The following is a 23,874-nucleotide window of genomic DNA, read 5'->3' as shown; positions in this document are numbered from 1 at the left end:
TCGTCCGTCCCTCGGGCGGGGCGGGCGGGTCCGATCGATGGAGCAGCCCCGCTTCCCGATCCTGTCGATCCGACGTTTCCCGTCGGTTTCGGCCTGTGACGCGACAGTAAAGCCTTGCCCGGTGCGGCGCAATGGTCGGGTGGGCAGACCTTATGAATCGAGGGAACGGGATGCCGCAGATCCGGTCCGTACATCCCTCGAATGATCCCCGCCCGCGGCGGATACAGCGCGGGACGGATGCCGCGGCCCGAGGCGCTCGCGTAGCGTGAGACGGTGTTCCGCCGCCTGAAGACGTCCCAGATCGTCACCGACGTCGTGATCGCGGTCGGCTTCTTCGCGATCGCGTGGCCGGTCGAGGCCCTGGTGGCCTCCGGCGCGTGGTCGAGTCTGGGCCCGGTCGCAGACGCGGTGTCCGGACTGCTCATCGCCGCGCTGTTCACCGGCGCGCTGGCGCTGCGCCGCCTGTCACCGGCGCTGGCCCTCGGCATCGCCTGGGTCGGCGCGCTCGTGCAGATGGGGCTCGGGCGCCCGCCGAGCTTCGCGGACCTCGCGATCTTCGGCGTGCTCTACACGACCGCGGCCTACGGATCGCGGGTGGTCTACTGGGCGGGCTTCGCCTCGGCGCTCGTCGGGGCGCTCGTGATCACGGTGTACCTGTTCGCCGGGCCGCCGTTCGCCGGCGGCGGGCTGTCGTGGCAGACACTGCCGCTGGCGCTCGTCGTGCTCGTCGCGGGCGCGTTCGCGCTCGGGCTGTCGTGGACGATCGGCGCCCTCGTCCGCACTGCGGTGCGGGCGCGCGAGAACCGCGAGGCGCAGCAGCGTGCCGAGGCCGAGACCGCCGCCGAGCAGGAGCGCGTGCGCATCGCACGCGACATGCACGACGTGGTCGCGCACTCGCTCGCGGTGGTGATCGCCCAGGCCGACGGCGCGCGGTATGCACTCACGGCTGCGCAAACCGGCGAAGGCGACAGGAGGACGCTGCCCGATCCTGCGATCGCGACCGACGCGCTCGCGACGATCTCGACGACGGCCCGCGCGGCCCTCGCCGACGTGCGGCTGCTGCTCGGGCAGCTGCGGCACCGCCAGGGCGACGGACCGCAGCCCACGATCGCCGATCTCGAGGAGCTGTACGCGCAGGTGCGCACCGCCGGGGTGCGGCTGCGGGTCGACGTCGACCCTGCGCCGCCGGGCGAGCCCCCGGCGGCCGTGCAGCTCGCGGTCTACCGCATCCTGCAGGAGGCGCTCACCAACACGCTCCGGCACGGCGCGCCCGGCGGCCCCGTCGACGTGCGGCTGTCGTGGCTGTCCGACCGTGTCGAGCTCGACGTCCGCAACCCCGTCACGCCGGGTTCGCAGCCCGGTCGGTCGGGCCACGGCATCATCGGCATGCGCGAGCGCGCGCAACTCGCCGGCGGCCGGCTCGACGCGGCCGAGGAAGGCGGCGCCTTCACCGTCGTGGCGTCCGTTCCGATCGGGGGTGCCGGTTGAGCCCGCCCGTCCACGACCGCGGATCCGCGGGTGCGGACGTGTTCGGCGACACGCCGGGTCGCGGCATCCGTCCCCCGGCGTGCCGTGCCCGCCGTCCGCAGGTGCGGATCCGATGCTGTGCGCAGGAGGACGAACGGTGATCAGAGTGGTTCTCGTCGACGACCAGTCGCTGTTCCGCGCCGGCATCCGCATGCTCGTCGACTCGCAGCCCGACCTCGAGGTGGTGGCCGAGGCATCCGACGGTCGCGAGGCGATCGACGCGGTGCGCCAGTCGCGTCCCGATGTCGTGCTCATGGACATCCGCATGCCCGTCATGGACGGCCTCGCGGCCACGGCCGAGCTGCTCACCGACCCCGAGCCTCCGCGTATCGTGATGCTGACGACGTTCGACCTCGACGAGGCCGCCGCCCGCGCGATCCGCCAGGGGGCGAGCGGGTTCCTCCTCAAGGACGCCGACCCCGAGTTCCTCCTCGCGGCGATCCGCACCGTGCATGCGGGATCGGCCGTGATCGCAGCTTCCGCCACTCGCGAGCTGTTCGAGAGATTCGCGGATGCGGCGCCCCGGCCGGTCCCTCCTGCCTACGCGGACCTCACGGAGCGCGAGCGCGAGATCTTCGCCCTCGCCGCGCGCGGGCTGTCCAACGCCGAGATCGCCGCGCGCGAGTACCTGTCGGAGGCGACGGTGAAGACCCACATCAGCCGCATCCTCACGAAGCTCGGCCTGCGCGACCGCGTGCAGCTCGTCGTCTTCGCCTTCGAGCACGGCCTCGTGTAGCGCTCAGCGGCCCTCGAGGGCGGCGTGAGGTCATCCTCGAGATGTAGACGGATGCCTCTGGCGGGCGACGCGGGCGACACCCGGTCGTTCCTACCGTCGAAGCATGGAACTCTCATCGACCGACCTGGGCCTGGCGGCCCGGGTGCAGCAGCTCACCAAGACCTACGGAAGCGGCGAGAGCACGGTGCACGCGCTCGACGGCGTGAGCGTCGGCATCCGCCGCGGCGAGTTCACCGCGATCATGGGCCCGTCGGGCTCGGGCAAGTCCACGCTCATGCACATCATGGCGGGACTCGACGCCCCTTCGTCGGGGCGCGCGTGGATCGGCGACACCGACATCACCGGTCTCGGCGACCTCGAGCTCACGATCCTGCGGCGCCGCCGCGTGGGGTTCGTGTTCCAGGCGTTCAATCTCGTGCCCACCCTCGACGCGCTGGGCAACATCCTGCTGCCGTTCGACCTCGACGGCCGCCGGCCCACGACGCTCGAGCGGGCGCGCATCGACGGCCTCGTCGAGCGCCTGGGGCTCGCATCGCGCCTGAACCACCGCCCCCACCAGCTGTCGGGCGGCCAGCAGCAGCGCGTCGCGATCGCCCGTGCGCTCGCGACCGCGCCCGACCTGGTGTTCGCCGACGAGCCCACGGGCAACCTCGACTCGCGCTCGGGTCGCGAGGTGCTCACGCTCCTCGCCGCCGCCACGCGCGAGCACGGCCAGTCCATCGCCATGGTCACGCACGATCCGGTCGCGGCCTCGCACGCGGACCGCGTGCTCTTCCTCGGGGACGGGCGCATCGTCGCCGACAAGCCGCGTCAGAGCGCCGAGGAGATCTCGGCCTACATGCTCGCCTCGGAGCTGGGTGCGGGTGCCGCGGCGGTCGCATCGTGACCGCGATCGCCGAGACCGGGCGGATCCCGGGGCCCGCGGCATCCGGCCTTCGAAGCGCCGCCCCGCTCGGGTGGCTGCGGGAGCGCGGCATGGGCGCGAGCATCCTGGTCGCGGGGATCTCGAGTGCGTTCGGCGCCATCCTGCTGAGCGCGACCGGGTTCATCGCCGCCGTGCTGAAGGCGGATCCGTTCATCGGCGAGAGCGGCATGCTGGCGGCGGTGCTCGCGATCATGAGCTTCCTGCTCATCGGCGTCGCGGTGTACGTCGCGGCCATCGTCACCGCGAACACCTTCGCGACGGTCATCGCGGGGCGCACGCGCCGCATCGCGCTGATGCGGCTGATCGGCGCCTCGGCTCGCTCGCAGCGTTCCGAGGTCGCGCGCCAGGGGCTCGTCGTCGGCGTGATCGGCGCCGTGCTCGGGCTCGTCGGCGGCACCCTCGTGTCGTGGGCGGGCGTCGAGCTCGCCGGGGTCGCGTTCGGCATCGAGGACGTCGAGTACGCCGTCGTCCAGCCGGTGCTCGTGATCCCGGCCGTCGTGGTCGCGCTCACGACGTGGGCGGCGGCGTGGGCGGGGTCCCGGCGCGTGCTGACCGTCACGCCGCTGCAGGCACTGGGCGGCTCGGTCGAGGCATCCCACGACGCGTTCACCCGCAAAGGCGCACGCAACGGCGCGGCCATCACGCTGTTCGCGATCGGCGGGGCACTGCTCGCGGGCGGCATCGCCATCGGGCTCGTCTCCCCGCTCGGCGTGGTCGTCGCGTTCTTCGGCGGGATCTTCTCGTTCACCGGCCTCGCGCTCGGCGCGACGCTCGTGATGCCCCCGGTGCTGCGGCTCGTGGGCAGGCTCTTCGGGTCGTCGGCGACCGCGCGCCTGGCGTCGGAGAACGCGCTGCGCTACCCCGAGCGCTCCAGCCGCATGGCGATCGGCGTCGTGATGGGCGTGACGCTCGTGACGATGTTCGCCGTCGCACTCGAGACCGTGAAGGTCGTTCTGACGACGTCGGCCGGCGGCGAGGCCCCGCAGGAGATGACTGCGCTGCTCGACACGTTCGCCGGGATCATGATGGGGCTCGTCGCGGTGTCGGCGGTCATCGCCGCGGTGGGGCTCGTGAACCTCCTCACGATCGGCGTGGTGCAGCGCCGCCGCGAGCTGGGGCTCCTGCGCGCGCTCGGGGTCTCGACGGGGCAGGTGCGCCGAATGGTGCTGCTCGAGGCCGCGCACATCACGATCACCGCGACGATCACGGGCCTCGTGCTCGGCATCGCCTACGGCTGGGCCGGCGCGCAGTCGCTGCTGGGTGCCGTGCCGATGCCGCCGTCGTTCTCGTCGCCGACGCTGGTCGCGCCCGCCGTGCCGTGGCTGCCGGTGGCCATCATCGTGGTCGCGACGGCGGTGCTCACCCTCGTCGCCGCGGTCGTGCCGACGCGGCTCGCGACGCGGGTCGTCCCGGTGGCGGCGCTCGCCGACTGAGACCGGCGTTCCCCGGTCGTGGAGCGGAGGACGCTCCAGCGCCCGAAAGTCGAAACGCGCTGGGTCTCCTGGGAAGCCCGGGGCGTTTCGACTCGCTCGTTCCTCGCTCGCTCAACGACCGGGGGGACGGAGTGGGACCTGATGGAGGGGGCCGCTCGTTCCTCGCTCGCTCAACGACCGGGGGGACGGAGTGGGACCCGACGGAAGGGGCCGTGCGCGGCGTCGGCCTCGAGTTCGATCCACTCCTCACCGCCGGTGAGGTCGTCGGTCGAATAGAGGTCGGCGACCTCGCGCAGCGCCGTGACGAGCTGCGGTTGCGGCACGGCGCCGTCGCCCTCGCCGTGAACGTCCTGGCGGGTCGACATGACGGCGGCGAGCCGGGGCTGTTCGGGAGTGCGGGCCTTCCACAGCGCGTGCAGCGAGCGGGGTGTGGCGTTGCGGCTGCCGTGGTGACCGACCTTGTACAGGTCGATGCCGGCGAGTCGCTCGCGAAGCCGCGGCTCGTCCGTGAGCTGCTCGAGCGTGAGCCGCCAGTCCTCGATCTGCGCGTCGCCCGGGAACAGCAGCGACAGTCCCTCGATCTCCAGCAGCAGGATGATGCTGGTGTTGTTGAGGGCGTCGTCGAGGTCGCGCACCAGACGTGCCGCCGAGTGCGACCGCTGGTTCGCGAGGCGGTCGATGAGCCAGCGCACCGGACCGGGACCGTGTGCGATCGGGGCGGGGGCGCCGGCGTCGGCGGCCGAGCCGACGACGCGCAGTGAGGCGCCGAGCGCACGGAGCCAGTACTCCGGATCGTCCTCGCGCTGCTTCGCGACGCGCGGGTCCTGGTCCACCGTGGGCGGGCCGAGCACAGTCGCCCGCATCCCCGGCACCACGTCGTCGATGCCCGACTCCATCCCGGCGTGCAGGTAGCGGCCTCGGTCGCCGAGCGAGAGCTCGTCCAGCAGGGCGACCGCTTCGGCGTTCTTGAGCTGGTCCTCGGCGGCCGCCCTGACGTCGTCGTCGAGCCCTACGAGCTGGGTCAGCTTGGCGACGTGCTCCTGGGCCTGTGCGAGCAGCGCGGCGTACCGCACGGACGCGCTGGTGAGGCCGTTCGGCGGCTCGGAAGCAGCGAGGCCCTGGCCGCCGGGGGCGTCCGCGGTCGCCGACAGCTTCGGGTCCTCGGTCCACGACCGCAGCACGAGCGTGGGCGCGAGCTTCTTCATGATGGTCGCGCCCGCGTCGACCTCGAACCCCCGCAGGTGGTCCCGGTGGCGGTGGGTGACCACGAGCACGTCGAGCCGGCCGCCCGTGTGCTTCTCGATCAACGCGGCGACGTCGCCCATACGGCCGCGCGCCATGCCTTCGCGGGGTGAATGGCTCGTGCCGTAGTCGATGAGGATGTGCCGTTCGGTGCGGCCGTCGGAGAGCGGCTCGTCGTACTCGACGGACACCAGGAAGCAATCACCGAAGCCGACCTGGTACATGCGGACGCGAACGCGGATCGGCGTGCTCACCATGTCTCCCCGGAGCTCTGCTCGGTGCGGTGCAGCTCGGCGAACGTCTGCCCGCGGGCCGCCCCGTCCGAGAAGCCGAGGCGGCGCTTCGCGTCCATGCGGCCGGTGCGGGCGAGGTGGTCGAGCCGCAGCTGCTGGCGACGCCAGTCGTCGAGGCGCTTGTGGACGTGCAGCTTGAGCCGGCCGAACTGGTCGAAGATCAGCGTCCCGCCGCCGAACAGCTGCACGGGCGTGCTCGGATCGATCGCCGGGGAGAGCTGGAGCCCCGACTCCTCGGTGAACTCCCGCGCGGTCATGTCGGCCATCTGCACGTATGTGGCGACCGACTCCGGCACGATCAGTCCATCAGGACCGATCCGCTGCGTCGGCAGCACCGACTCGATCACCGTGTAGTAGTCGGTCGACACGTCGAGGCGGCGGGCGTTCTGCCAGAGGAAGCGCGACACCTCGTCGCGGTCGCTGCGGAGCCCCGCGAAGTTGATTCCGAGGTAGCGGGGTGGCAGCTCCGATTCGAGCACGTCGGTCACCCGGCCGGACGGGAGCTTGATGCCGGCCTTGGCGAACTCGTCGACCAGGAGCTTGCGGTAGCCGAGGTCGTCGTCGGGCACGACCTCGTTGTCGGCGAGCAGCACCGCGTTGAGGAGGTCGCCGAAGTCGAACTCGACGGGCGGCAGGTAGTCGAGGCCGCGGATCAGCATCGTGAGCAGCTGGAACGCCGCCTTCGCGCCCTCCTCGGCGGCCCGCGCGCGGTCGACGGTGACACCCTTGCCGGTCGCCGCCTCGCCGTTCGGCCGTGAGAACAGCGACTGCAGCCGCATGTGCCAGATGTCGATGAGCAGATCGAACGCGATCGCCACCAGCACCTCGCCGCGCCGGTGCGGCTCGAGGAAGTCGGTCCGCTTCGCCCAGTCGGCGGGCGGTGGAGTCAGCGCCGACTCCCGCAGCGCGCCGCGGCCCTGGGTCAGCACGCTGCCGATCTGCTCGGCGACGCGCGCGAGCATGTTCTTGCGCAGCGCCTCGGGCTCCACGTGGCTTCGCGGGATGCGCCCGCTCTTGTCGGGCTTGCCGAGCGCCTGCTCGATGACCGGGCGCATCGAGAACACCGAGAGCAGCGCCACGATGTCGGCGAAGCCCTCGTGGAACGCGGCCTGGTCGGGAAGGCTCGGCTCGAGGAACCGGCCCCGCAGTCCGTCGAGCACGGCGTGCGTCGTCTCGTGCACCACCACGTCGTGGCTGAGGCACGTGTAGATCGTGTCTCCGGTCGGGTCGGCGGGCGGCACGTAGCCGAACAGCAGTGCGCGGTCCTCGAACGAGTAGTAGGCGTTCGCCTCGGCGAACGCGTGCGGCACGAGGAACAGCTGGTGGCTGCGGAATCCCCACGGAAGCCGCCTGCCCAGCGCCGTCTCGAACGTCGCGAGCGTGCGCGCGGCGGTGGCGTACACATGCTGCGCGTGAAAAGCCCAGTCGGTGCGCAGCACGTCGTCGGTCGCCTCCGCGAAGTGGTCGTCCTTGCCGAGCGGCTCGTGCTTGACGTAGCGGCCGGTGGCGGTGTCGTAGTCGACCACGTGCAGGCGGGCTCCGCGGGGTCCGTCCTCCATGCGCGACCACGGCACCTTCACGTGGGCGGTGAGGATGCTCGCGTCGTCCCCGCTCACCGACGGATCCTGCGCGATGAGCCGCAGCGTGATGTGCGTGCGCGGTTCATCGGCGGGTTCCGCGAATTCGACACCGTCCGCCATGTCACACCCCCAGGGTCTACGGCTCCACAATGCAGCGACTTGCCCCGCTCTGGAAGAGGGTCGCCGCGCAGTCCTGATACCGAGGGGGTCTGGAGCGCACGGGGGCGCGTGAGCCCGGGGCTCTTCGAGTGCGCCGCGCCTGTGCTGACGGTGATCCCGCAGGCGTGATGATGACGGATGCTGCGGCCCGCAGCATCCGTCATCACTCGTCGTCGTGTGGTGCGGGGTCGTGGGCCCACGAGGGGGCGAGGGCGCGCACGCGGGCGGCGCGCCACTGCCACACGCCCCACAGCACCGGCCATAGGAGGGGCGCCGTCGGGCCGCCGATGACGAGGCGGTCGCGCCACAGCGTCTTGCCGGGCTGACCGGGCGCCGGCGACACCGCCATCTGGTGGTCCCACACGTCGAGGCTGGCGAGCGGGCCCGTGAGCGGGATGCCGCTGTCGCGGAAGATCCGGACACGGCCGCCGGGCTCGTCCACGGAGCGCTCGCTGACGTGGATGAGCTGCCTCCCCATCGGCACCGCGCCGAACGCCGACAGCTGCACCGGCACGTCGTCGCCGGGGGTCCACGACGTCGGCAGCCCGCTCGGCACGAGCGGGGCGAGGTCCATCAGCGGGCCGTAGAGCTCACCGACGGCGCGGGGCGAGTGCACCGCGCGCCACGCGGCATCGGCGTCGCAGTCGATCACGAACTTCAGCAGAATCCGCATGCGCTCCAGTGTCGCACCCCCCTCGCTGCGCGGCTCGGGCTTGCGCCCGCGTCCACATCGTGTGCTCTCGCCGAGAACACACGTTGTGCGCGCGCACGACGCGTGGTCTCGGTGAGAGCACGTGATCCGTCCGCGGCCCGGGCGCGGGCGCGGGAGCGGGAGCGGGCCCGTCCCGTCCGCGGCATGGGCGCGGGAGCGGGAGATGGATGCTGCCGCCTACGCTGGACGGATGCCCGGGAGTCCGTTCGACCAGCACCGCTACCAGGTCCGCCACGACTGGGGGATCGAAGGGCTCCGTCGCCTCGCCCGCGCGGACGTCGTCGTGGTCGTCGACGTGCTCCGGTTCTCCACGACGGTGACGGATGCCGCTGCCCGGGGGGAGAGCGTCCGGCTCGACGCAGATGCTCACGCGGTGTCGATCAACGGCGCGGCCGTGGCCGACGCGGCGGCGGAGTCCGGCGCCGTGGTGCTGCTCGGCTGCCTCCGCAACGCCGCCGCGGTCGCCCGGGCCGTGCTCGACCTCCAGCACGAGCGCGGTGCGCGCACGAGCATCGCCGTCATCGCGGCGGGCGAGCTCGCCGGCCGTGACGCCGGCGCTCCACTCCGGTTCGCGGTCGAGGACCAGCTCGGCGCCGGTGCGATCGTCGACGCGCTCGGCGACCTCGGCGTCGACCACACCTCGCCCGAGGCGGCGGCGGCGTGCGAGTCGTTCCGTGGGCTGCGCGGCGCCGTCCGGCACCTGCTCACGGCCAGCGGCTCGGGGCAGGAGCTCCTCGACCGCGACGCCCGCGACGAGGTGCTGAACGCGGCCGCGGTGGATGCCGCATCCGTCGTCCCGGTCCTGCGCGACGGGGCGTTCGTCGCGTACTGACGCGGCTCAGTCGCGCGGGGTCATCGCGGCCAGGCGCGTCGCGCGCGTGATCTCGCGGCGCGTCCACGTGAAGGCGTGGCGCTCGTCGAAGTGCGGGGCGCACTTCGCGCACGACGTCGGCCGGGTCGCCTTGCGGTGACGGTAGGCGACGTGCCCCGCGGGGCAGACGCCGATCCACGGCGCGAGCTCGGTCGCCGTCTCGCCGTTGTGCGTGGTGCCGCCGACATAGCCGATCTCGCGCGCGACGGCCTTCCACCGCGCGCCGTGGCCGGCGCGCGGCCCCGCCAGTGCATGGGCAACCTCGTGCAGCAGCGTCTGGTGGTTGGTGTCGTCGTCGTACCGCGCCGCGAGGTAGCGCGAGACGCTGATGCGCTTGTGCGTGTAGTCGCACAGCCCGGCCCGGCGCTTCGCGTTGTCGAACGCGAAGCTCCACGAGTCGTCGAGGTGGAGGGCGATGAGGGCCTCGGCCCAGTGCCGCACGCGATGCAGATCCGACATGTGCGCGAGACTAGAACGTATCTCCGACACTCCGGCTCAGGGTGCCCACCTCAGCTGGCGACGGATGCCGCGGCCCGGCGCCGGTCGGCGGCGTCGATGGCGAGGAGGGTCGACTCGAGCTGGTCCTCGGTGGCGCCGGACTCCTGGCGCAGGAACAGTGCGCGCTTGAAGTCCTTGCGGGCGGCCTCGAAGTCGCCGGCGTCGTAGTTGACTTTGCCGCGGTGCTGGTAGGCGAAGGCGCCGATGCCGGCCCAGCCCTGCCCGTCCGCCTCTTCGGCGCACGTGGTGAGCTCCTGTTCGGCGGCGCCGTACGCGCCACGGGCCTGCAGCACGGTGGCGTGCAGGATGCGGGCGCGCAGCAGGTCCTTGCGGGTGCCCGCCATGCGGGCGACGCGCACCGACTGCTCCGAGATGACGAGAGCCTCGTCGGGGCGATCGAGGACCTTCAGCAGCCAGACGCGCTCGAGCAGCGCCGGAAGACTGCGCTGATCGCCGATCTCTTCGAGCCGCTCCTGGCACTGGCTCGCGTTCACCTTCTCGCGGAGAGTGTCGGGATCGTACCCGCTGATGTAGCTCACGTCTGACTCCCTTCGCCGCGCCGGTGGCCTCTCCAGTGTGCCTTGCCGGTTCCCGGGACGCGGTCGTGCCACGCCGGGTCGCGGCATCCGTGAACCGTCAGCGGGTGAAGACGGATGCCGAGGGCTTGGGCGACGGCGTCGCGTCGGCGTCGGTGGCCACGCGCGCGCCGCGCGCGAACTCGTCGAGCTCGCGTCCTTCCGCGACCTTGGCGGGGTGCGGACCCGCGGCCATGAGGCGCGGGAGCCACTCGGTCGGAAGGGGCGCGCGGGATGCGGCGATCACGAGGTTGCCGAAGCGGCGGCCCTTGAGCGTCTGCACCTCGGCGAGCACGATCACGTGCTCGAGCACGGCCCGAACGGTCGCGACCTCGCGGCGGGCGAAGGCGAGGCCCGCGCCGTCGGCGACGTTCACGAGCAGCACGCCGTCGGGCGCGAGGAACCGTGCGGCCTCGGTGAAGAACTCCACGGTCGTCAGGTGCGCGGGCGTCTGCGCACCCGAGTAGACGTCCGAGACGACGAGGTCGGCGGCGCCCACGAGACCCGCGGGCAGGCGCCCGAGCGTCTCGCGCGCATCGCCGATGCGCACTCGGATCGAGGCGCCGCGGGGGAGCGCCAGGTTCTCGCGCACGAGGTCCCACAGCGCCGGCTCCAGCTCGACCACCTGCTGCCGCGAGCCCGGACGCGTCTGCTCGATGTACCGCGGGATCGTGAGCGCGCCGGCGCCCAGGTGGATCGCGGTGAGCGGCTGCCCGGGCATCCGCAGCCGGTCGATCACGGCGCCCATGCGGGCGACGTACTCGAAGTGCAGATGCGTGGGATCGTCGAGGTCCACGTGCGACTGCGGCGTGCCGTCGACGTCGAGCTCCCACCCGCCGCCGAACGGCGAGGGCACCACACGGGCGAGGGTTCCATCCGAGAGCCGGACGGTGGGGACGGATCCCTCTTCCCTCGCGCGCGCCATGCCCCCCACGTTAGCCGCATCGCCGTCGCCGCCGGTGTGCGGTTGACGGTTCTGCCCGCCGTCGGCGGAGCACCCTGCGCAGAACGCTGAACACGCAGCATCCGTATCCGCCGAAACCGAATCGAGACACAGGCGTAACCGACGAGAACGCCGCACCCGGGTAGCGTCGGAGCATCACACCCCGCTGAGGGCTTGCGCGCACCTCTGCTCCACGACGATGTGCAGCGGAGCCCACACGACATGGAAGGTGCACAGCACATGCTCCACACTGCGAGAAGGCGCTGGCTCGCCGGCGCCGCCGCGGTCGCCGTCGGCGCGATCGTCCTCACCGCCTGCGCGAGTCAGCGCGACGACGGCGGCGGAGACGAGCAGGCGAGCGACGTCGACTCGACGTTCATCTTCGCGGCATCGGCCGAGATCTCCGGGCTCGACCCCGCGATGGCAAATGACGGCGAGACGTTCCGCGTGTCGCGCCAGATCTTCGAGGGGCTCGTCGGCGTCGAGCCGGGCACGGCCGATCCCGCCCCCGGGCTCGCCGAGAGCTGGGAGCAGTCGGAGGACGGCCTCGAGTACACCTTCCAGCTCAAAGAGGGGGTGACGTTCCACGACGGCACCGACTTCAACGCCGAGGCAGTCTGCTTCAACTTCGACCGCATGAACAACTTCACCGGCGTCGCGGCGACAGAGAGCCTGTCGTACTACTGGGGCAAGCTCATGCGCGGCTACGCCGAGACGGGCACATCCATCTACGGCGGCTGCGAGGCCACCAGCGACACCGAGGCGGTCATCACGCTGACCCAGCCGTTCGCCGGATTCATCCCCGCGCTTTCACTCCCGTCGTTCGCGATCCAGAGCCCTACGGCGCTCGAGGAGTACAGCGCCGACGAGGTCGGCGGAACGGCTGAGGCCCCGGTGCTCAGCGAGTACGCGCAGGCCCACCCGGTCGGGACGGGCCCGTTCAAATTCGAAGAGTGGGCGGCGGGCGAGTCCGTGACGCTCAGCGCGTACGAGGACTACTGGGGCGAGCAGGGGCAGGTGCAGGAGATCATCTTCCAGGTGATCAGCGACACCACTGCTCGGCGCCAGGCGCTCGAGTCGGGCTCGATCGACGGCTACGACCTGGTCGCGCCGGCCGATCTCGACGCGCTCGAAGGGGCGGGATTCAAGCTCGTCAACCGCGAGCCGTTCAACATCCTGTATCTCGCCATGAACCAGGCGGTCCCCGAGCTCGCCGACGTCCGGGTGCGCCAAGCGATCGCGCACGCGATCGACAAGGAGCAGCTCGTTTCGCAGATCCTCCCCGCGGGCACCGAGGTCGCGCGCGAGTTCATGCCACCCGCCGTCATCGGCTGGAACGAGGACGTCACGACATACGAGTACGACCCCGATGCGGCCCAGGCGCTGCTCGCTGAGGCGGGCTACAGTGAGGCCAACCCGCTGACGCTGCAGTTCAACTACCCCGTCAACGTATCGCGGCCGTACATGCCCAACCCTGAGCAGATCTACACCAACCTGGCGTCGCAGCTCGAGGCCGTCGGCATCGTGCTCACGCCGGTGGGCGAGGACTGGAACCCCACGTACCTCGACCGCATCCAGGGTGGCGCCGACCACGGGCTGCATCTGCTCGGCTGGACCGGTGACTACAACGACCCCGACAACTTCGTGGGGACGTTCTTCGCCAGTGCGGGCAACGAGTGGGGCTTCGCGAACGAGGAGCTCACCGCGGCGCTGACCGAGGCCCGCGGCCTGCCGGGTGAGGAGGAGCAGGAGGCTGCCTACCTCGCGATCAACGAGCAGATCATGGAGTTCCTCCCGGGCGTCCCGCTGGCGCACCCGGTCCCGACGCTCGCCTTCGCCGAGCGCGTGACCTCGTACCCCGCCAGCCCCGTGCAGGACGAGGTGTACAACATGGTGGAGCTGAGCGAGTAAGGAGCGGAGCGGATGCCGCGGCCCAGGGTCGCGGCATCCGCTCTCGCTTCCCCGCCCGACCCGGCGGCGCGATTCGCGCGGCCCGTCCCCCGGAGAGAGCACCCGTGCTACGCACCATCGGCAGCAGACTGCTCCTGCTGATCCCGACCCTGTTCGGCCTGTCCATCCTGTTGTTCCTGTGGGTCCGCGCGCTGCCTGGCGGGCCTGCCGTCGCGCTGCTCGGCGAACGTGCGACGCCGGAGGCCGTCGAGCAGATCAACGAGCAGTACGGCTTCAACGAGCCGATCCTCGTGCAGTACTTCACGTGGCTCGGCCAGCTGCTCTCCGGCGACTTCGGCACCTCGCTGCAGACCCGCCAGCCGGTCCTCGAGGAGTTCCTGCGGAGACTGCCCGCGACGCTCGAGCTCGGCTTCCTCGCGATCATCATCGCCGTGGGGCTGGGCATCCCGCTCGGCTATCTCGCCGCACGCCGTCACGGCAGGACCTCCGACCACGTGCTCGTCGGCGCCAGCCTGCTGGGCATCACGATCCCCGTCTTCTTCCTCGCGTTCATGCTCAAGTGGGTCTTCGCGGTGCAGCTCGGGTGGCTGCCGTCCGAGGGGCGGCAGGATCCGCGCCTGGACGCGACGCATTACACCGGGTTCTATGTGCTCGACGGCATCCTCACCGGGGAGTGGGATGCCGCATGGGACGCCTTCCTCCACCTGATCCTGCCGGCGATCGCGCTGGCCTCGATCCCGCTGGCGATCATCGTCCGCATCACGCGCGCCTCGGTGCTCGAGGTGCAGAACTCCGACTACGTGCGCACCGGCGTGGCCAAGGGCATCTCGCGGAGCACCATCCGCAGTCGCTTCATCCTGCGCAACGCCATGCTTCCCGTCATCACGACGATCGGCCTGCAGGTGGGCCTCCTGATCTCGGGGGCGGTCCTCACGGAGACGGTCTTCGCCTTCCCCGGCATCGGCTCATTCCTCGCCCGCGCGATCTTCACGCGCGACTACCCGGTGCTGCAGGGCTTCATCATCTTCATCGCGATCGGCTACGCCTTGATCAACCTGGCGGTCGACGTGTCGTACAGCTTCATCGACCCGAGAGTGAGGGTCTCATGACATCTGCGATGCTTCCCCCCGCGCCCAGCGGCGGGCCCGTCGACGACACCTCCGTCGACGACAAGGAGCTGCTCGCTGCGAGGACCGGCGGCGGCGGGTTCTGGCGAGGCGTCTTCCGCCGCCTCCGCCGCAACCCCAGCGCATGGGTGGGCGGTGCCATCATCACCCTGCTCGTGCTGGTCGCCGTCTTCGCGCCGTGGCTGGCGCCGTACGGGCCGACCGAGCTCCCGGGTCAGCGCTACATCACGCCGACGCACATCCCCGGGCCAGGCGAGATCCCCGAGTTCCCGCTCGGCCTCGACCGCTTCGGCGGCGACGTGCTCTCCAAGCTCATCTGGGGTGCGCGCGCGACGCTCATCATCGGGGTGGTGTCGACGGCCATCGGCCTCATCGGCGGCATGATCCTGGGCTTCCTCTGCGGCATGTTCGGCGGCTGGGTCGACACGCTCATCATGCGGATCGTCGACATCCTCCTCTCCGTGCCGTCGCTCCTGCTCGCCGTCTCGGTCGCCGCGATCCTCGGGCAGACTCAGGCGTCGCTCATGATCGCCATCGGCGTCGCGCAGGTGCCCGTGTTCGCCCGTCTGCTGCGGGCATCGATGCTGCAGCAGCGCAGTGCCGACTACGTGCTGTCGGCGCAGACGCTCGGCCTGGGGCGCGGCAAGATCACGATGAGCCACGTGCTGCCGAACGCCGTCGGACCGGTCATCGTGCAGGGCACGTTGTCGCTTGCGACGGCGGTCATCGAGGCGGCCGCGCTGTCGTACCTCGGGCTCGGCGGCGACGTGCCGCAGACCGCGGAGTGGGGCCGCATGCTCACCTATGCGCAGCTCGAGCTGGCGGTCGCGCCGTGGCTGGCGTTCCTCCCCGGTATCTGCATCACCATCACCGCGCTCGGCTTCACTCTCTTCGGCGAGGCGCTCCGCGAGGCCATGGACCCGCGCACCCGCGCCCGCTGACCCTTCGACGGCTCAGTGACAGGTGAGACTGGTCGGGAAGCGGGTGGGCCTCGTCGCCGATCGTGTCGAAGCCGTCAGACCGCGATGTCGAGCTCGTTGCCCGGGATCGAGGCGAGCAGGCGCCGCGTATACGGGTCGCGCGGGTTGGTGAAGATCTCCTCGGAGGTCGCTGCCTCCACGAGCTGCCCGTCCTTCATGACGCACACGTAGTCGCTGATGAGGCGGACCACCGCGAGGTCGTGCGAGATGAACAGGTAGCTCAGGCCGTACTCGCGCTGCAGGTCCCGCAGGAGCGTCAGCACCTGGTCCTGCACGAGCACGTCGAGCGCCGACACCGGCTCGTCGCAGACGATGAGGTCGGGAGACAGGGCGAGGGCGCGCGCGATCGCGACGCGTTGCCGCTGACCGCCTGACAGCTCCGAGGGATACCGTCGCAGCATCGTGTGCGGCAGTGCGACGTCGTCGAGCAGCTGCCGCACGCGTGCGGCGCGGTCCTTCGACGATCCGCGCTTGTAGAAGTCGAGGGGCTCGGAGATGATCCGCTCGATCGAGAACATGGGGTTCAGTGACGAGTAGGGGTCCTGGAAGATCGGCTGCACGCGCTGGCGGAACTGCTTGAGGGCGCCTCCCTTGAGTGTCGCGACGTCCTGGCCGTCGAAGCGGATGGCACCGCTGGTCGGCTCGAAGACGCGCAGCACCATGCGCGCCGTCGTGGTCTTCCCCGACCCCGACTCGCCCACGATCGCGACGGTCTCGCCGCGCGGGATGGAGAACGACACGTCCTGCACGGCCGCGAAGTCCTCTTTCGAGCCGCGGACCTTGTAGATCTTGGTCAGGCCCTCGACCTCGACGATGTAGTCGGGAGCGGATGCCTCGGCCGCCGTCTCGGCGGGGACCTCGGGTGCGGCCACCTCGTGGCTGGTCACCGAGGCGGGGGCGGCATCCGTCGGCTCGACGGCAGGGGCGATGTCGGGCTCGGGCGTCGCGGATGCGACCGCGCGGAACACCTCGGGGCGCAGCCGCACGGCCGCGACCGACGGGGCCGCCTTGACGAGCGCCTGCGTGTACGGATGCTGCGGATCTTCGAGGATCTGCCGCGCAGGGCCCTGCTCGACGATGCGGCCACGATTCATCACCACGACGCGCGAGGCCCGCTCTGCTGCCAGGCCCAGGTCGTGGGTGATGAGCATGACCGACGTCCCGCGTTCGCTCGTCATCCGCTCGAGCTGGTCGAGGATCGTCTTCTGCACGGTGACGTCGAGCGCGCTCGTGGGCTCGTCGGCGATCAGCAGCTTGGGGTCGCACGCGAGGCCGATCGCGATGAGCGCGCGCTGCCTCATGCCGCCCGAGAACTCATGAGGGTACTGCTTGGCCCGGTCGGCCGCGTTCGGGAGACCCGCCGCGGCGAGAGTCTCGACCACCTTGCGGTCGACATCCTTGCGGGTGGCGAGTCCGTGCGCGAGGAGTGTCTCGGCGATCTGCGAGCCGATCTTGGTGACGGGATTGAGGTTCGACATCGGGTCCTGCGGCACGAGCCCGATCGAGCGTCCGCGGACGGTGCGCATCACGCTCTCGGGGGCGCCGACGAGGTCTTCGCCCTCGAACAGGATGCTGCCCTTGGTGACCTTGCCATTGCCCGGCAGCAGCCCGATGACCGCCATCGCGGTCGTCGACTTGCCCGAACCCGACTCGCCGACGATGGCGAGCGTCTCGCCCGCGGCGAGGTCGAGGTCGACACCTTCGACGGCGTGCACCGGCCCGTCGATGGTCTGGAAGTCGACGGCGATGTCGCGGACCTGGAGCAGCGGCGCTCCGGCCACGACGCGTTCGGTGGTTCGGGCCATGCGGTCCATCCTGCCCGGCGGAGTCGTTTCGCGCACCGATGCGGAGTCAGCCTTTACGGATCCGTAACGCGGACGCGCCCCAAGGTGCCGTGGATCCGTGGAGTTCCGCCGGCGGGCTGTCCGCTGCACGGCGGCAGTACCGTGGAGCAATGGCGGCGATCGACCTCAACGCGGACCTCGGCGAGACCGTCGACGGCGTGCCCACGGCCGACGACGAGGCGATGTTCGCGGTCATCTCGAGCGCGAACATCGCGTGCGGCGGGCACGCGGGCGATGCCGCGTCGATGCGCGAGGCCGTGGTCCGCGCGCAGCGCTTCGGCGTCGCCGTCGGGGCCCACCCGTCCTACCCGGATCGCGCGAACTTCGGCCGCGTCGCCGTCGTGATCGACCCCGCCGAGCTCACCGCGACGGTCGCCGAGCAGCTCGCCGCGCTTGCCGACGCCGGCGCCGACCTCCGCTATGTCAAGCCCCACGGAGCGCTGTACCACGCCGTCACGACCGACCGCGCGCAGGCGGACGCCGTCGCCCGGGCGGTCGCGGACCGCTCCGCGCTGCTCGGCCGGCCCGTGCCGGTGCTGGGCCTGGGCGGCGAGATCGCGAGGGCGGCGGCATCCGTCGGTCTGCCGTTCGTCCGCGAGGCGTTCCTCGATCGCGGCTACCTCCCCGACGGCTCGCTCGTGCCGCGCACGCAGCCGGGCGCACTGTTCGAGGACCCCGCGCTGGTGGCGGCGAGAGCCGTCCGCCTTGCGGACGAGGGCGTGGTCGAGGCGGTCGACGGCTCCCTCGTGCGCGCGGATGCCGCGTCGCTGTGCGTGCACGGCGACTCGCCGTCGGCGGTCGACATGGCCCGCGCCGTGCGCGCGGCGCTCGACGCCGCCGGCGTGGAGGTGCGGGCGCCGTGGTGATTCCGCGTGTGCGGCCGATGGGGGAGCGCGCGTTCCTGCTCGAGGTCGGCGCGCTGGAGGAGGTGCTCCCGCTGCACGCCGCGCTCGCCGCCTCGCGTCCGGAAGGCGTCATCGACCTCGTCCCCGCCGCGCGCACGGTGCTCGTGCGGGTCGACCCCCGGGTGCTGGCGCCCGCGGCCGCGCGCGCGTGGGCGCTCGGTGCGGCGACCGAGACCCGCGAGGCGACGGATGCTGCGGCCCCGCCCGTCGAGCTCGACATCGCGTACGACGGGGCCGACCTGGCCGACACCGCGCGCCTGCTGGGGGTCGACGCCCACGATCTCGCGCGGCGCCATGCCGAGGCGGACTGGCGGGTCGCGTTCACGGGCTTCGCACCCGGCTTCGGGTACCTCGTGAGCGACGACTGGGTCTTCGACGTACCGCGGCTCGATTCGCCTCGCACCCGGGTGCCGGCCGGATCCGTCGGACTCGCCGGTGTCTTCAGCGGCGCCTACCCGCGTGACACCCCGGGTGGCTGGCGGCTCATCGGCACGACCACGGCGCCCCTCTTCGACCCGGATGCCGCGTCCCCTGCGCTGCTCGCACCGGGAGCGCGCGTGCGGTTCCGCCCGGTGCCCGCTGCGGTGTCCGGTGGCGGCCCGATCCCGATCCGGGGCCGCCCGCCTGTCGCGAACGGTCGGTCGGAGCCGCAGGTGGTGACAGGTGAGCGGTTGCAGGCGGGAGCGGCCGGAGCGCCTGCGGGCGAGCGGGCGGCGGGTCGCGGCATCCGCGTCGCCGAACCCGGCCTCCTGACGACTGTGCAGGATCTCGGGCGCGAAGGCGCGGGCTCGGTCGGCGTCGCGGTGTCGGGGGCGCTCGACCGCGGAGCGCTGCGCACCGCGAATCGCCTGGTGGGCAACCCCGAGGGCGCCGCCGGGCTCGAGGTCACGATGGGCGGACTGCGCGCCGTGGCCGAGGCCGACCTGTGGGTCGCGGTGACCGGCGCGTGGGGAACGGTGCGGATCGACGGACGCGAGGTGGATCCGTACCAGGCGCACGCGTGGCCCGCGGGAGCAGAGCTGCACCTCGACTGGTTCGCGCACGGCGCCCGCGGCTACATCGCCGTGCGCGGCGGCCTCGACGCCGGCGTCGTGCTCGGGTCGCGCGCGACCGATCTGCTCGCGGGACTCGGGCCTGCGGCGCTGCGCGCCGGAGACCTCGTGCCCGTGCGCGACGACGCGTCGGCACCGATCCCGGTCGCCCCGCCCGGTGCATGGGGGGCGCCCCATGACGACGAGCTCGAGCTCGATCTGGCACCCGGGCCTCGCGCCGACTGGTTCGCCCCGGCCGCGCTCGCGACGCTGTACGACGCGGTGTGGACGGTCTCGAACCACGCCGACCGCGTCGGCGCGCGCCTGGACGGGCCCGAGCTGGCGCGTCTGCGCACCGGCGAGCTCGCGAGCGAGGGCATGGTGCCCGGCGCGCTGCAGGTGCCGCCCAGCGGTCGGCCCACGATCCTGCTCGCCGACGGCCCTGTCACCGGCGGCTATCCGGTGATCGCGGTGGTGGCCGATGCGAGCCTCGACCTCGTCGCCCAGGCCCGGCCGGGCACGCGCATCCGCTTCCGGCACGCGCGCGCGGGCGGCTGAGCCGCGCATCCTGGGCATCCCGGGCAACCGGCCCTGCCGACCCGAGGAGATCCGCGGAACCGAGGAGCGTCCGCGGCAGAACGCCCTCTGGTGTGCAGATCTCCTCGGATCCGCTTCGCGGCCGGGCGGGTCAGGCGCCGCCGGCTTCCAGCAGGTCGGCGGTCGCCCGCAGGATCGCGACGATCGCGGCGGTGCGCACGTCCGCAGGTGCGCGGTGCCCGTCGGATTCGACAGCGCCGGGCGCGGCGGCCGCGAGGGCGTCGTGCACCGATGTCAGCAGTCCGCGGGCGCCGAGATCGCCGGCGGCGGACAGCATCGGACGCTGCTCGTAGGTGTCGTCGAGCACGTCGAAGACGGCCGCCACGAAGGCGGCGTTGCTGAGGTTCGGCGTCTTCGCCAGCACGCCGAGGGCGGCCGTGGTGAACACGCCGTGGCCGTTGGTCTCGAGCGCGACCTGGTCGGGCTGGCAGGCGCTGATGAGCACCTCCTTGCCGTCGGCGCGGGGCGTCGGCGGCACCGCCGCGCGGTCGGTCTCGACCTCGACCACCCGCTTCCACGCGGCTGTGCGGAAGGGATCGTCCGGCGACGCCGCCCGTTCCCCGCGGAACGCCGCTTCTTCGCCGGCGTTCAGCACCGTCATGCGCGGCGTCGCACCTGCGGGGATCTTGCGCGACTCGAACTCGGTCGGCGTGATCTCGCGGTTCACCGAGCCGGAGTGGCACGAGTCGAAGAACAGCGTCACCGCGACACCCTCGGGGATCGCGTCCCAGATGGCGCCGAGATCGTCGTCGACGATCAGCTGCCCGTCGCGGAAGTCGACCGGGCAGAGGGCCTCGTCCTTCGGGCCGAACTCGTCGGTCTCGTCCCCGTCGAGATCGGGCACGAACGTGCCGTGGCCGGCGAACTGGATCGCGACGATGTCGCCGTCGCGGGCCGACGAGACCTTGTCGAGCATCGCGCGCAGGATCGCGTCGCGGGTCGCGTCGCCGTTGTGGATCGACTCCACCTGGAAACCTGCGTCGCCCAGCGCCTTGGCCCAGGACACCGCATCGGCGACGCAGCCGCTGAGCGGGTCCCTCGGGTACGCGTCGATGCCGATGCACAGCGCGAGCTTGCGCGGCGCCGCGCCTCGCGCGCCGGTCGGCTCGGGGCGGGGCGCCGGGACGAACTCGCCGACCTCGCGCGCCCGCGCCGGGAACACGGCGACGTGGTCCGCCTCGTTGCTGTCGGGCACGCCGACCACGCGCCGGGCGAGGCTCATCATGGTCTGCTCGTCATTGTCGAAGTCGCCGTGCGACGTCGCCTGGGTGCTGCTGCGACGCCCGCGGGTGACGGGGCCGAGGACCAGGCGCTCACTACGGTCGCCCAGGTACGCCATCGTCCGGCCGGAGCCGCGCAAGTGCTCCTCGACGCCGAGGATCTCGGCACCCTTGTCCGCTTCGAACGCCCGCGAGACGAGATACAGCAGCGACTTGCGGTACACGCCCGCGGTGTTGTCGCGCTTCTCGTGGTTCTCGTCCATGGTGAAGATCGAGAGGTTCTCGATCTTCCCGGCCTCCGCGAGCGGCAGCAGCGTCGCCTCGAAGGTGTCGATGCGCACCGCCGGCGCGAGGAACGTCACGGTCTTGACGCTGTCCACCCGGTCATCGCCCTCGAACAGCCGCGGCACGAAGTGCGAGTGATAGATCGAGCCCGCGCTGTGCCCGCCGATGTGCAGTTCGATGGCGCCCGCGTTCGCCGCCATGAACTCGCGCAGCGCGCCGGCCAGCACGAAGGCCCCGCCCGGGTCCCCGCCGTCGACACTGGGAAGACACGCGCCGGCCGAGTCGAGCTTCATGTCGTCCCAGAACTTGCGACCTCCGAGCACGCGGGCCGCCGCCTCGACCGCGAGGTCTGTGAGGTCGGTGAAGCCCCGCTTGCCCGCCTTGCCCCGGACGACGTCTTCGAGGGTGGTCTTGAACCCGCTCTCCCACACGAGGTGGATCGGGTACACCCCGTTCTTCTTCCACCAGCCGGTCTGCCGCTGCGCCGTCAGCAGGCCCGCGTCCTTGTCGGTGAGACCGCCGTGCGCCCAGATGAACACGGGGACCGGTGCGGGCGTCTCGCCCGCGGGCGCCTTCTTCGCCTGCTGGTCGACGAACGCGGCGAGATCCACCTCGATCATGCGGCGGACGTCGGCCGCCGTCGTGGCGAAGTCCGCCACGGTGCGCGGCTTGGCGACCGCGGTCTTGGCGAGCCGGCCGTCCTCGGTGTGGACGACGTGCTTGCGCAGCGCGGTGAGCTCGGCCGCCGTGAGGCTCGCGCCCCGGGCGGTCGTCGTGGTCTCGGGCATGGTGTCACGTCCTGTCTGCTGGGTGATGGTGGCTGAGGGTCAAGGGTGGTCGCCGCCGTCCTCTGCGGCGTGGGGCACGAGCCTTGCGCGCGGGTCGGCGAACACGGTGAAGGCCAGCGACGTGAGATCGCCCGCCGCGCGCGCCGCCTGCCGCGCCGCGAGGACCGCCTCGCCGACGGTGGCGTTCTCGCCGAGCGTGCGCCGGTAGAAGGTGCGGACGAAGAGCGCCGTGACGTCGTCTCGTACGGCCCACGAACAGCCGATGAACACGCCGACGCCGCCGCGGAGGAAGACCTCCGCGAACCCGCCGAGGCCGGTGGCGCCCGAGCGCAGCCGGCCGACGTCGCAGGCGCTGAGGAAGACGAAGGGGGTGGAGGTCGCGGCCGCGGTGTCGAGCTCGGGGAGATCTCGTCGCGCGTCGGCGTCGGTGTACGACGCCGACCCGTCGTCGTGGTCCTCCGAGAACGCAGCGAAGGCGATCTCCTGACCGAGCGGTGCGATGTCGCGCCACCGGCCGTGCCCCGCGAAGTGGAGGAGGTCGAAGCCGTCCTCGATCGCCTGGCGGAACTCGATCGGGTCGGCCGCGGATCGCGGTGGACCCGCGAGCAGGTCGCCCAGCGTCTCGATCTCCTCACGGGCGCGCGGGAGGTCGAGGCTGTGGTCGACGTAGTCGGGTGCGATCGCGACGACACGCGTGGGGTCCACGGGGATCACGGTGGGGCGCGACGTGCCGTACATCCATCGGGTGAGTCCGAGGTCACCGAGGAAGTAGCGCTCCGGATCGGGCCGTTGCCTGCCGACCGGCACGAGATGCACGATCTCCCAGGGGATGTCGAGCTCGCCGGAGGTCTGCAGCACCAGTTGCGAGATCCGGCGGCGTCGGCTCCACAGCAGCGCGTTGACGTCGTCGCCGAGGAGCTCCTCGGCGACCCGGGCCCCGAGGGTCCGCACGTCACGCCGGACCGTGTCGGCGGCTTCATCGGGGTCGTCTTCGACGGATTCCCGGAACGTCTTGCGAATCCTGGAGAGCTCCGAATAGATGCCTTCGACGTACGCGCTCTTATCGGGCAGCCGCACGGAGTTCTTGACGACGGTGCGCCCGATCTTCGCCGTCACGACCAGCTCCGATGCCCCCCGCGACATGGACTCGTCGATGACGAGCGTCGGGAGGTCGGCGATGCTGCGGGGCGGGGCTGCGACGGAGGCGACCGCGGTGCGCGGGTCATCGGCGACGATGCCCTCGACGTCGTCGTCGACCGCGACGATCGGCGTGCTCAGCGCCAGCACCGCAAGCGGCGTGACGATGGGCGGCTGCGTGAACGTGACGGTGATGTGTCCGCGTCCGGGGCCGTCGGGGACCAGCGCGAAGACGAGTCGACGCGGATCGGAGGCCTTCGCCGGGAGCGTGGTCGAGATGATCGACGGCGTGCCGTCGGCGAAGGCGAAGCCCCGCAGCTGCATGGCCACCTCGATCTCGCGCGCCGGGTCGAACAGCGCCGTGGCCTTCTTGCGCGCCGTGCCGGCCGTCGGGGCGAGATCCGCGAGCGACAGCCGCACGACCGCGTCGAACGGGACGCCCTCCACGACGCGCGCCGGCACCTCGGCGTCGACGTACGCCGGGACGGGGGCCGCTCCGTCGAGCCCGCCCGACGGTGTGGGCGCCTCGGGCGCAGGCGCCGGCTCTGCGGCCAC

At 71.9% G+C, this 23,874-nt stretch carries 19 protein-coding genes; 10 read left to right on the top strand and 9 right to left on the bottom strand.

What is annotated here, in order from left to right; genetic code table 11:
* Window positions 1-273 precede the first annotated feature (273 nt).
* From AC3A46_RS14020 to AC3A46_RS14005, 4 genes are all read left to right on the top strand, one after another.
* Window positions 274-1,488, top strand: coding sequence for a sensor histidine kinase (locus AC3A46_RS14020; RefSeq protein WP_487665740.1), 1,215 nt, complete (start codon window positions 274-276; stop codon window positions 1,486-1,488).
* Window positions 1,489-1,600: 112 nt separating this feature from the next.
* Window positions 1,601-2,263: a response regulator gene (locus tag AC3A46_RS14015; RefSeq protein ID WP_487665739.1), complete on the top strand. Its 663-nt coding sequence runs from the start codon at window positions 1,601-1,603 to the stop codon at window positions 2,261-2,263.
* A gap of 103 nt (window positions 2,264-2,366) precedes the next feature.
* Complete coding sequence (locus AC3A46_RS14010; protein ID WP_487665738.1) at window positions 2,367-3,149, top strand: ABC transporter ATP-binding protein; 783 nt, start codon at window positions 2,367-2,369, stop codon at window positions 3,147-3,149.
* On the top strand, window positions 3,146-4,621 hold the full coding sequence (locus tag AC3A46_RS14005; RefSeq protein ID WP_487665737.1) for an ABC transporter permease: 1,476 nt from the start codon (window positions 3,146-3,148) through the stop codon (window positions 4,619-4,621). Before AC3A46_RS14010 ends, AC3A46_RS14005 begins: the two co-directional genes overlap by 4 nt.
* Window positions 4,622-4,791: 170 nt before the next feature.
* On the opposite strand, the gene AC3A46_RS14000 is transcribed toward AC3A46_RS14005, so the two are convergent.
* The 3 genes from AC3A46_RS14000 to AC3A46_RS13990 form a co-directional block, all read right to left on the bottom strand.
* Entirely contained in the window at window positions 4,792-6,117 is a 1,326-nt protein-coding gene (locus AC3A46_RS14000) for a ComEC/Rec2 family competence protein (RefSeq protein WP_487665736.1), read from the bottom strand.
* Window positions 6,114-7,856, bottom strand: a complete 1,743-nt coding sequence (locus AC3A46_RS13995) for a hypothetical protein (RefSeq protein WP_487665735.1) — start codon at window positions 7,854-7,856, stop codon at window positions 6,114-6,116. Before AC3A46_RS13995 ends, AC3A46_RS14000 begins: the two co-directional genes overlap by 4 nt.
* A gap of 202 nt (window positions 7,857-8,058) precedes the next feature.
* On the bottom strand, window positions 8,059-8,568 hold the full coding sequence (locus AC3A46_RS13990; protein WP_487665734.1) for a hypothetical protein: 510 nt from the start codon (window positions 8,566-8,568) through the stop codon (window positions 8,059-8,061).
* A gap of 229 nt (window positions 8,569-8,797) precedes the next feature.
* On the opposite strand from AC3A46_RS13990, the gene AC3A46_RS13985 reads away from it, so the two are divergent.
* The gene (locus AC3A46_RS13985) at window positions 8,798-9,439 is read left to right on the top strand and encodes a 2-phosphosulfolactate phosphatase (protein WP_487665733.1); all 642 of its coding nucleotides are present in this window, start codon (window positions 8,798-8,800) and stop codon (window positions 9,437-9,439) included.
* 6 nt (window positions 9,440-9,445) lie between these two features.
* Here the strand turns inward: AC3A46_RS13985 and AC3A46_RS13980 are convergent, their stop codons facing one another.
* The 3 genes from AC3A46_RS13980 to AC3A46_RS13970 form a co-directional block, all read right to left on the bottom strand.
* A complete protein-coding gene (locus tag AC3A46_RS13980) occupies window positions 9,446-9,937 on the bottom strand; it encodes a SprT-like domain-containing protein (protein WP_487665732.1) in 492 nt (163 codons plus the stop codon).
* Window positions 9,938-9,987: 50 nt separating this feature from the next.
* Window positions 9,988-10,515 (bottom strand): hypothetical protein, encoded by a 528-nt coding sequence (locus AC3A46_RS13975; protein WP_487665731.1) that lies wholly within the window; start codon window positions 10,513-10,515, stop codon window positions 9,988-9,990.
* A 97-nt stretch (window positions 10,516-10,612) separates the two neighbouring features.
* On the bottom strand, window positions 10,613-11,476 hold the full coding sequence (locus AC3A46_RS13970) for a spermidine synthase (protein WP_487665730.1): 864 nt from the start codon (window positions 11,474-11,476) through the stop codon (window positions 10,613-10,615).
* Between the two features lie 258 nt (window positions 11,477-11,734).
* Here AC3A46_RS13970 and AC3A46_RS13965 point away from each other — a divergent pair, with 258 nt between their 5' ends.
* From AC3A46_RS13965 to AC3A46_RS13955, 3 genes are all read left to right on the top strand, one after another.
* The gene (locus AC3A46_RS13965; protein WP_487665729.1) at window positions 11,735-13,405 is read left to right on the top strand and encodes an ABC transporter substrate-binding protein; all 1,671 of its coding nucleotides are present in this window, start codon (window positions 11,735-11,737) and stop codon (window positions 13,403-13,405) included.
* A 104-nt stretch (window positions 13,406-13,509) separates the two neighbouring features.
* The gene (locus tag AC3A46_RS13960) at window positions 13,510-14,514 is read left to right on the top strand and encodes an ABC transporter permease (protein ID WP_487665728.1); all 1,005 of its coding nucleotides are present in this window, start codon (window positions 13,510-13,512) and stop codon (window positions 14,512-14,514) included.
* On the top strand, window positions 14,511-15,473 hold the full coding sequence (locus AC3A46_RS13955; RefSeq protein WP_487665727.1) for an ABC transporter permease: 963 nt from the start codon (window positions 14,511-14,513) through the stop codon (window positions 15,471-15,473). Before AC3A46_RS13960 ends, AC3A46_RS13955 begins: the two co-directional genes overlap by 4 nt.
* 74 nt (window positions 15,474-15,547) lie before the next feature.
* Here AC3A46_RS13955 and AC3A46_RS13950 read toward each other — a convergent pair whose 3' ends face one another.
* Entirely contained in the window at window positions 15,548-17,317 is a 1,770-nt protein-coding gene (locus AC3A46_RS13950) for an ABC transporter ATP-binding protein (protein WP_487665726.1), read from the bottom strand.
* A gap of 149 nt (window positions 17,318-17,466) precedes the next feature.
* On the opposite strand from AC3A46_RS13950, the gene AC3A46_RS13945 reads away from it, so the two are divergent.
* A complete protein-coding gene (locus AC3A46_RS13945) occupies window positions 17,467-18,222 on the top strand; it encodes a 5-oxoprolinase subunit PxpA (RefSeq protein ID WP_487665725.1) in 756 nt (251 codons plus the stop codon).
* Window positions 18,216-19,850 carry a 5-oxoprolinase subunit B/C family protein gene (locus AC3A46_RS13940; protein ID WP_487665724.1) on the top strand — a complete coding sequence of 545 codons (1,635 nt, stop codon included), beginning with the start codon at window positions 18,216-18,218 and terminating at the stop codon, window positions 19,848-19,850. Before AC3A46_RS13945 ends, AC3A46_RS13940 begins: the two co-directional genes overlap by 7 nt.
* 130 nt (window positions 19,851-19,980) lie before the next feature.
* On the opposite strand, the gene AC3A46_RS13935 is transcribed toward AC3A46_RS13940, so the two are convergent.
* Window positions 19,981-22,182: a caspase family protein gene (locus AC3A46_RS13935; protein WP_487665723.1), complete on the bottom strand. Its 2,202-nt coding sequence runs from the start codon at window positions 22,180-22,182 to the stop codon at window positions 19,981-19,983.
* Window positions 22,183-22,221: 39 nt separating this feature from the next.
* Window positions 22,222-23,874: CHAT domain-containing protein (locus AC3A46_RS13930; RefSeq protein ID WP_487665722.1), on the bottom strand; the 1,653-nt coding region annotated here is incomplete at its 5' end.

Source organism: Microbacterium sp. Soil_C_42 (assembly GCF_057656735.1).
This window is presented reverse-complemented; position numbering and strand designations above follow the sequence as displayed.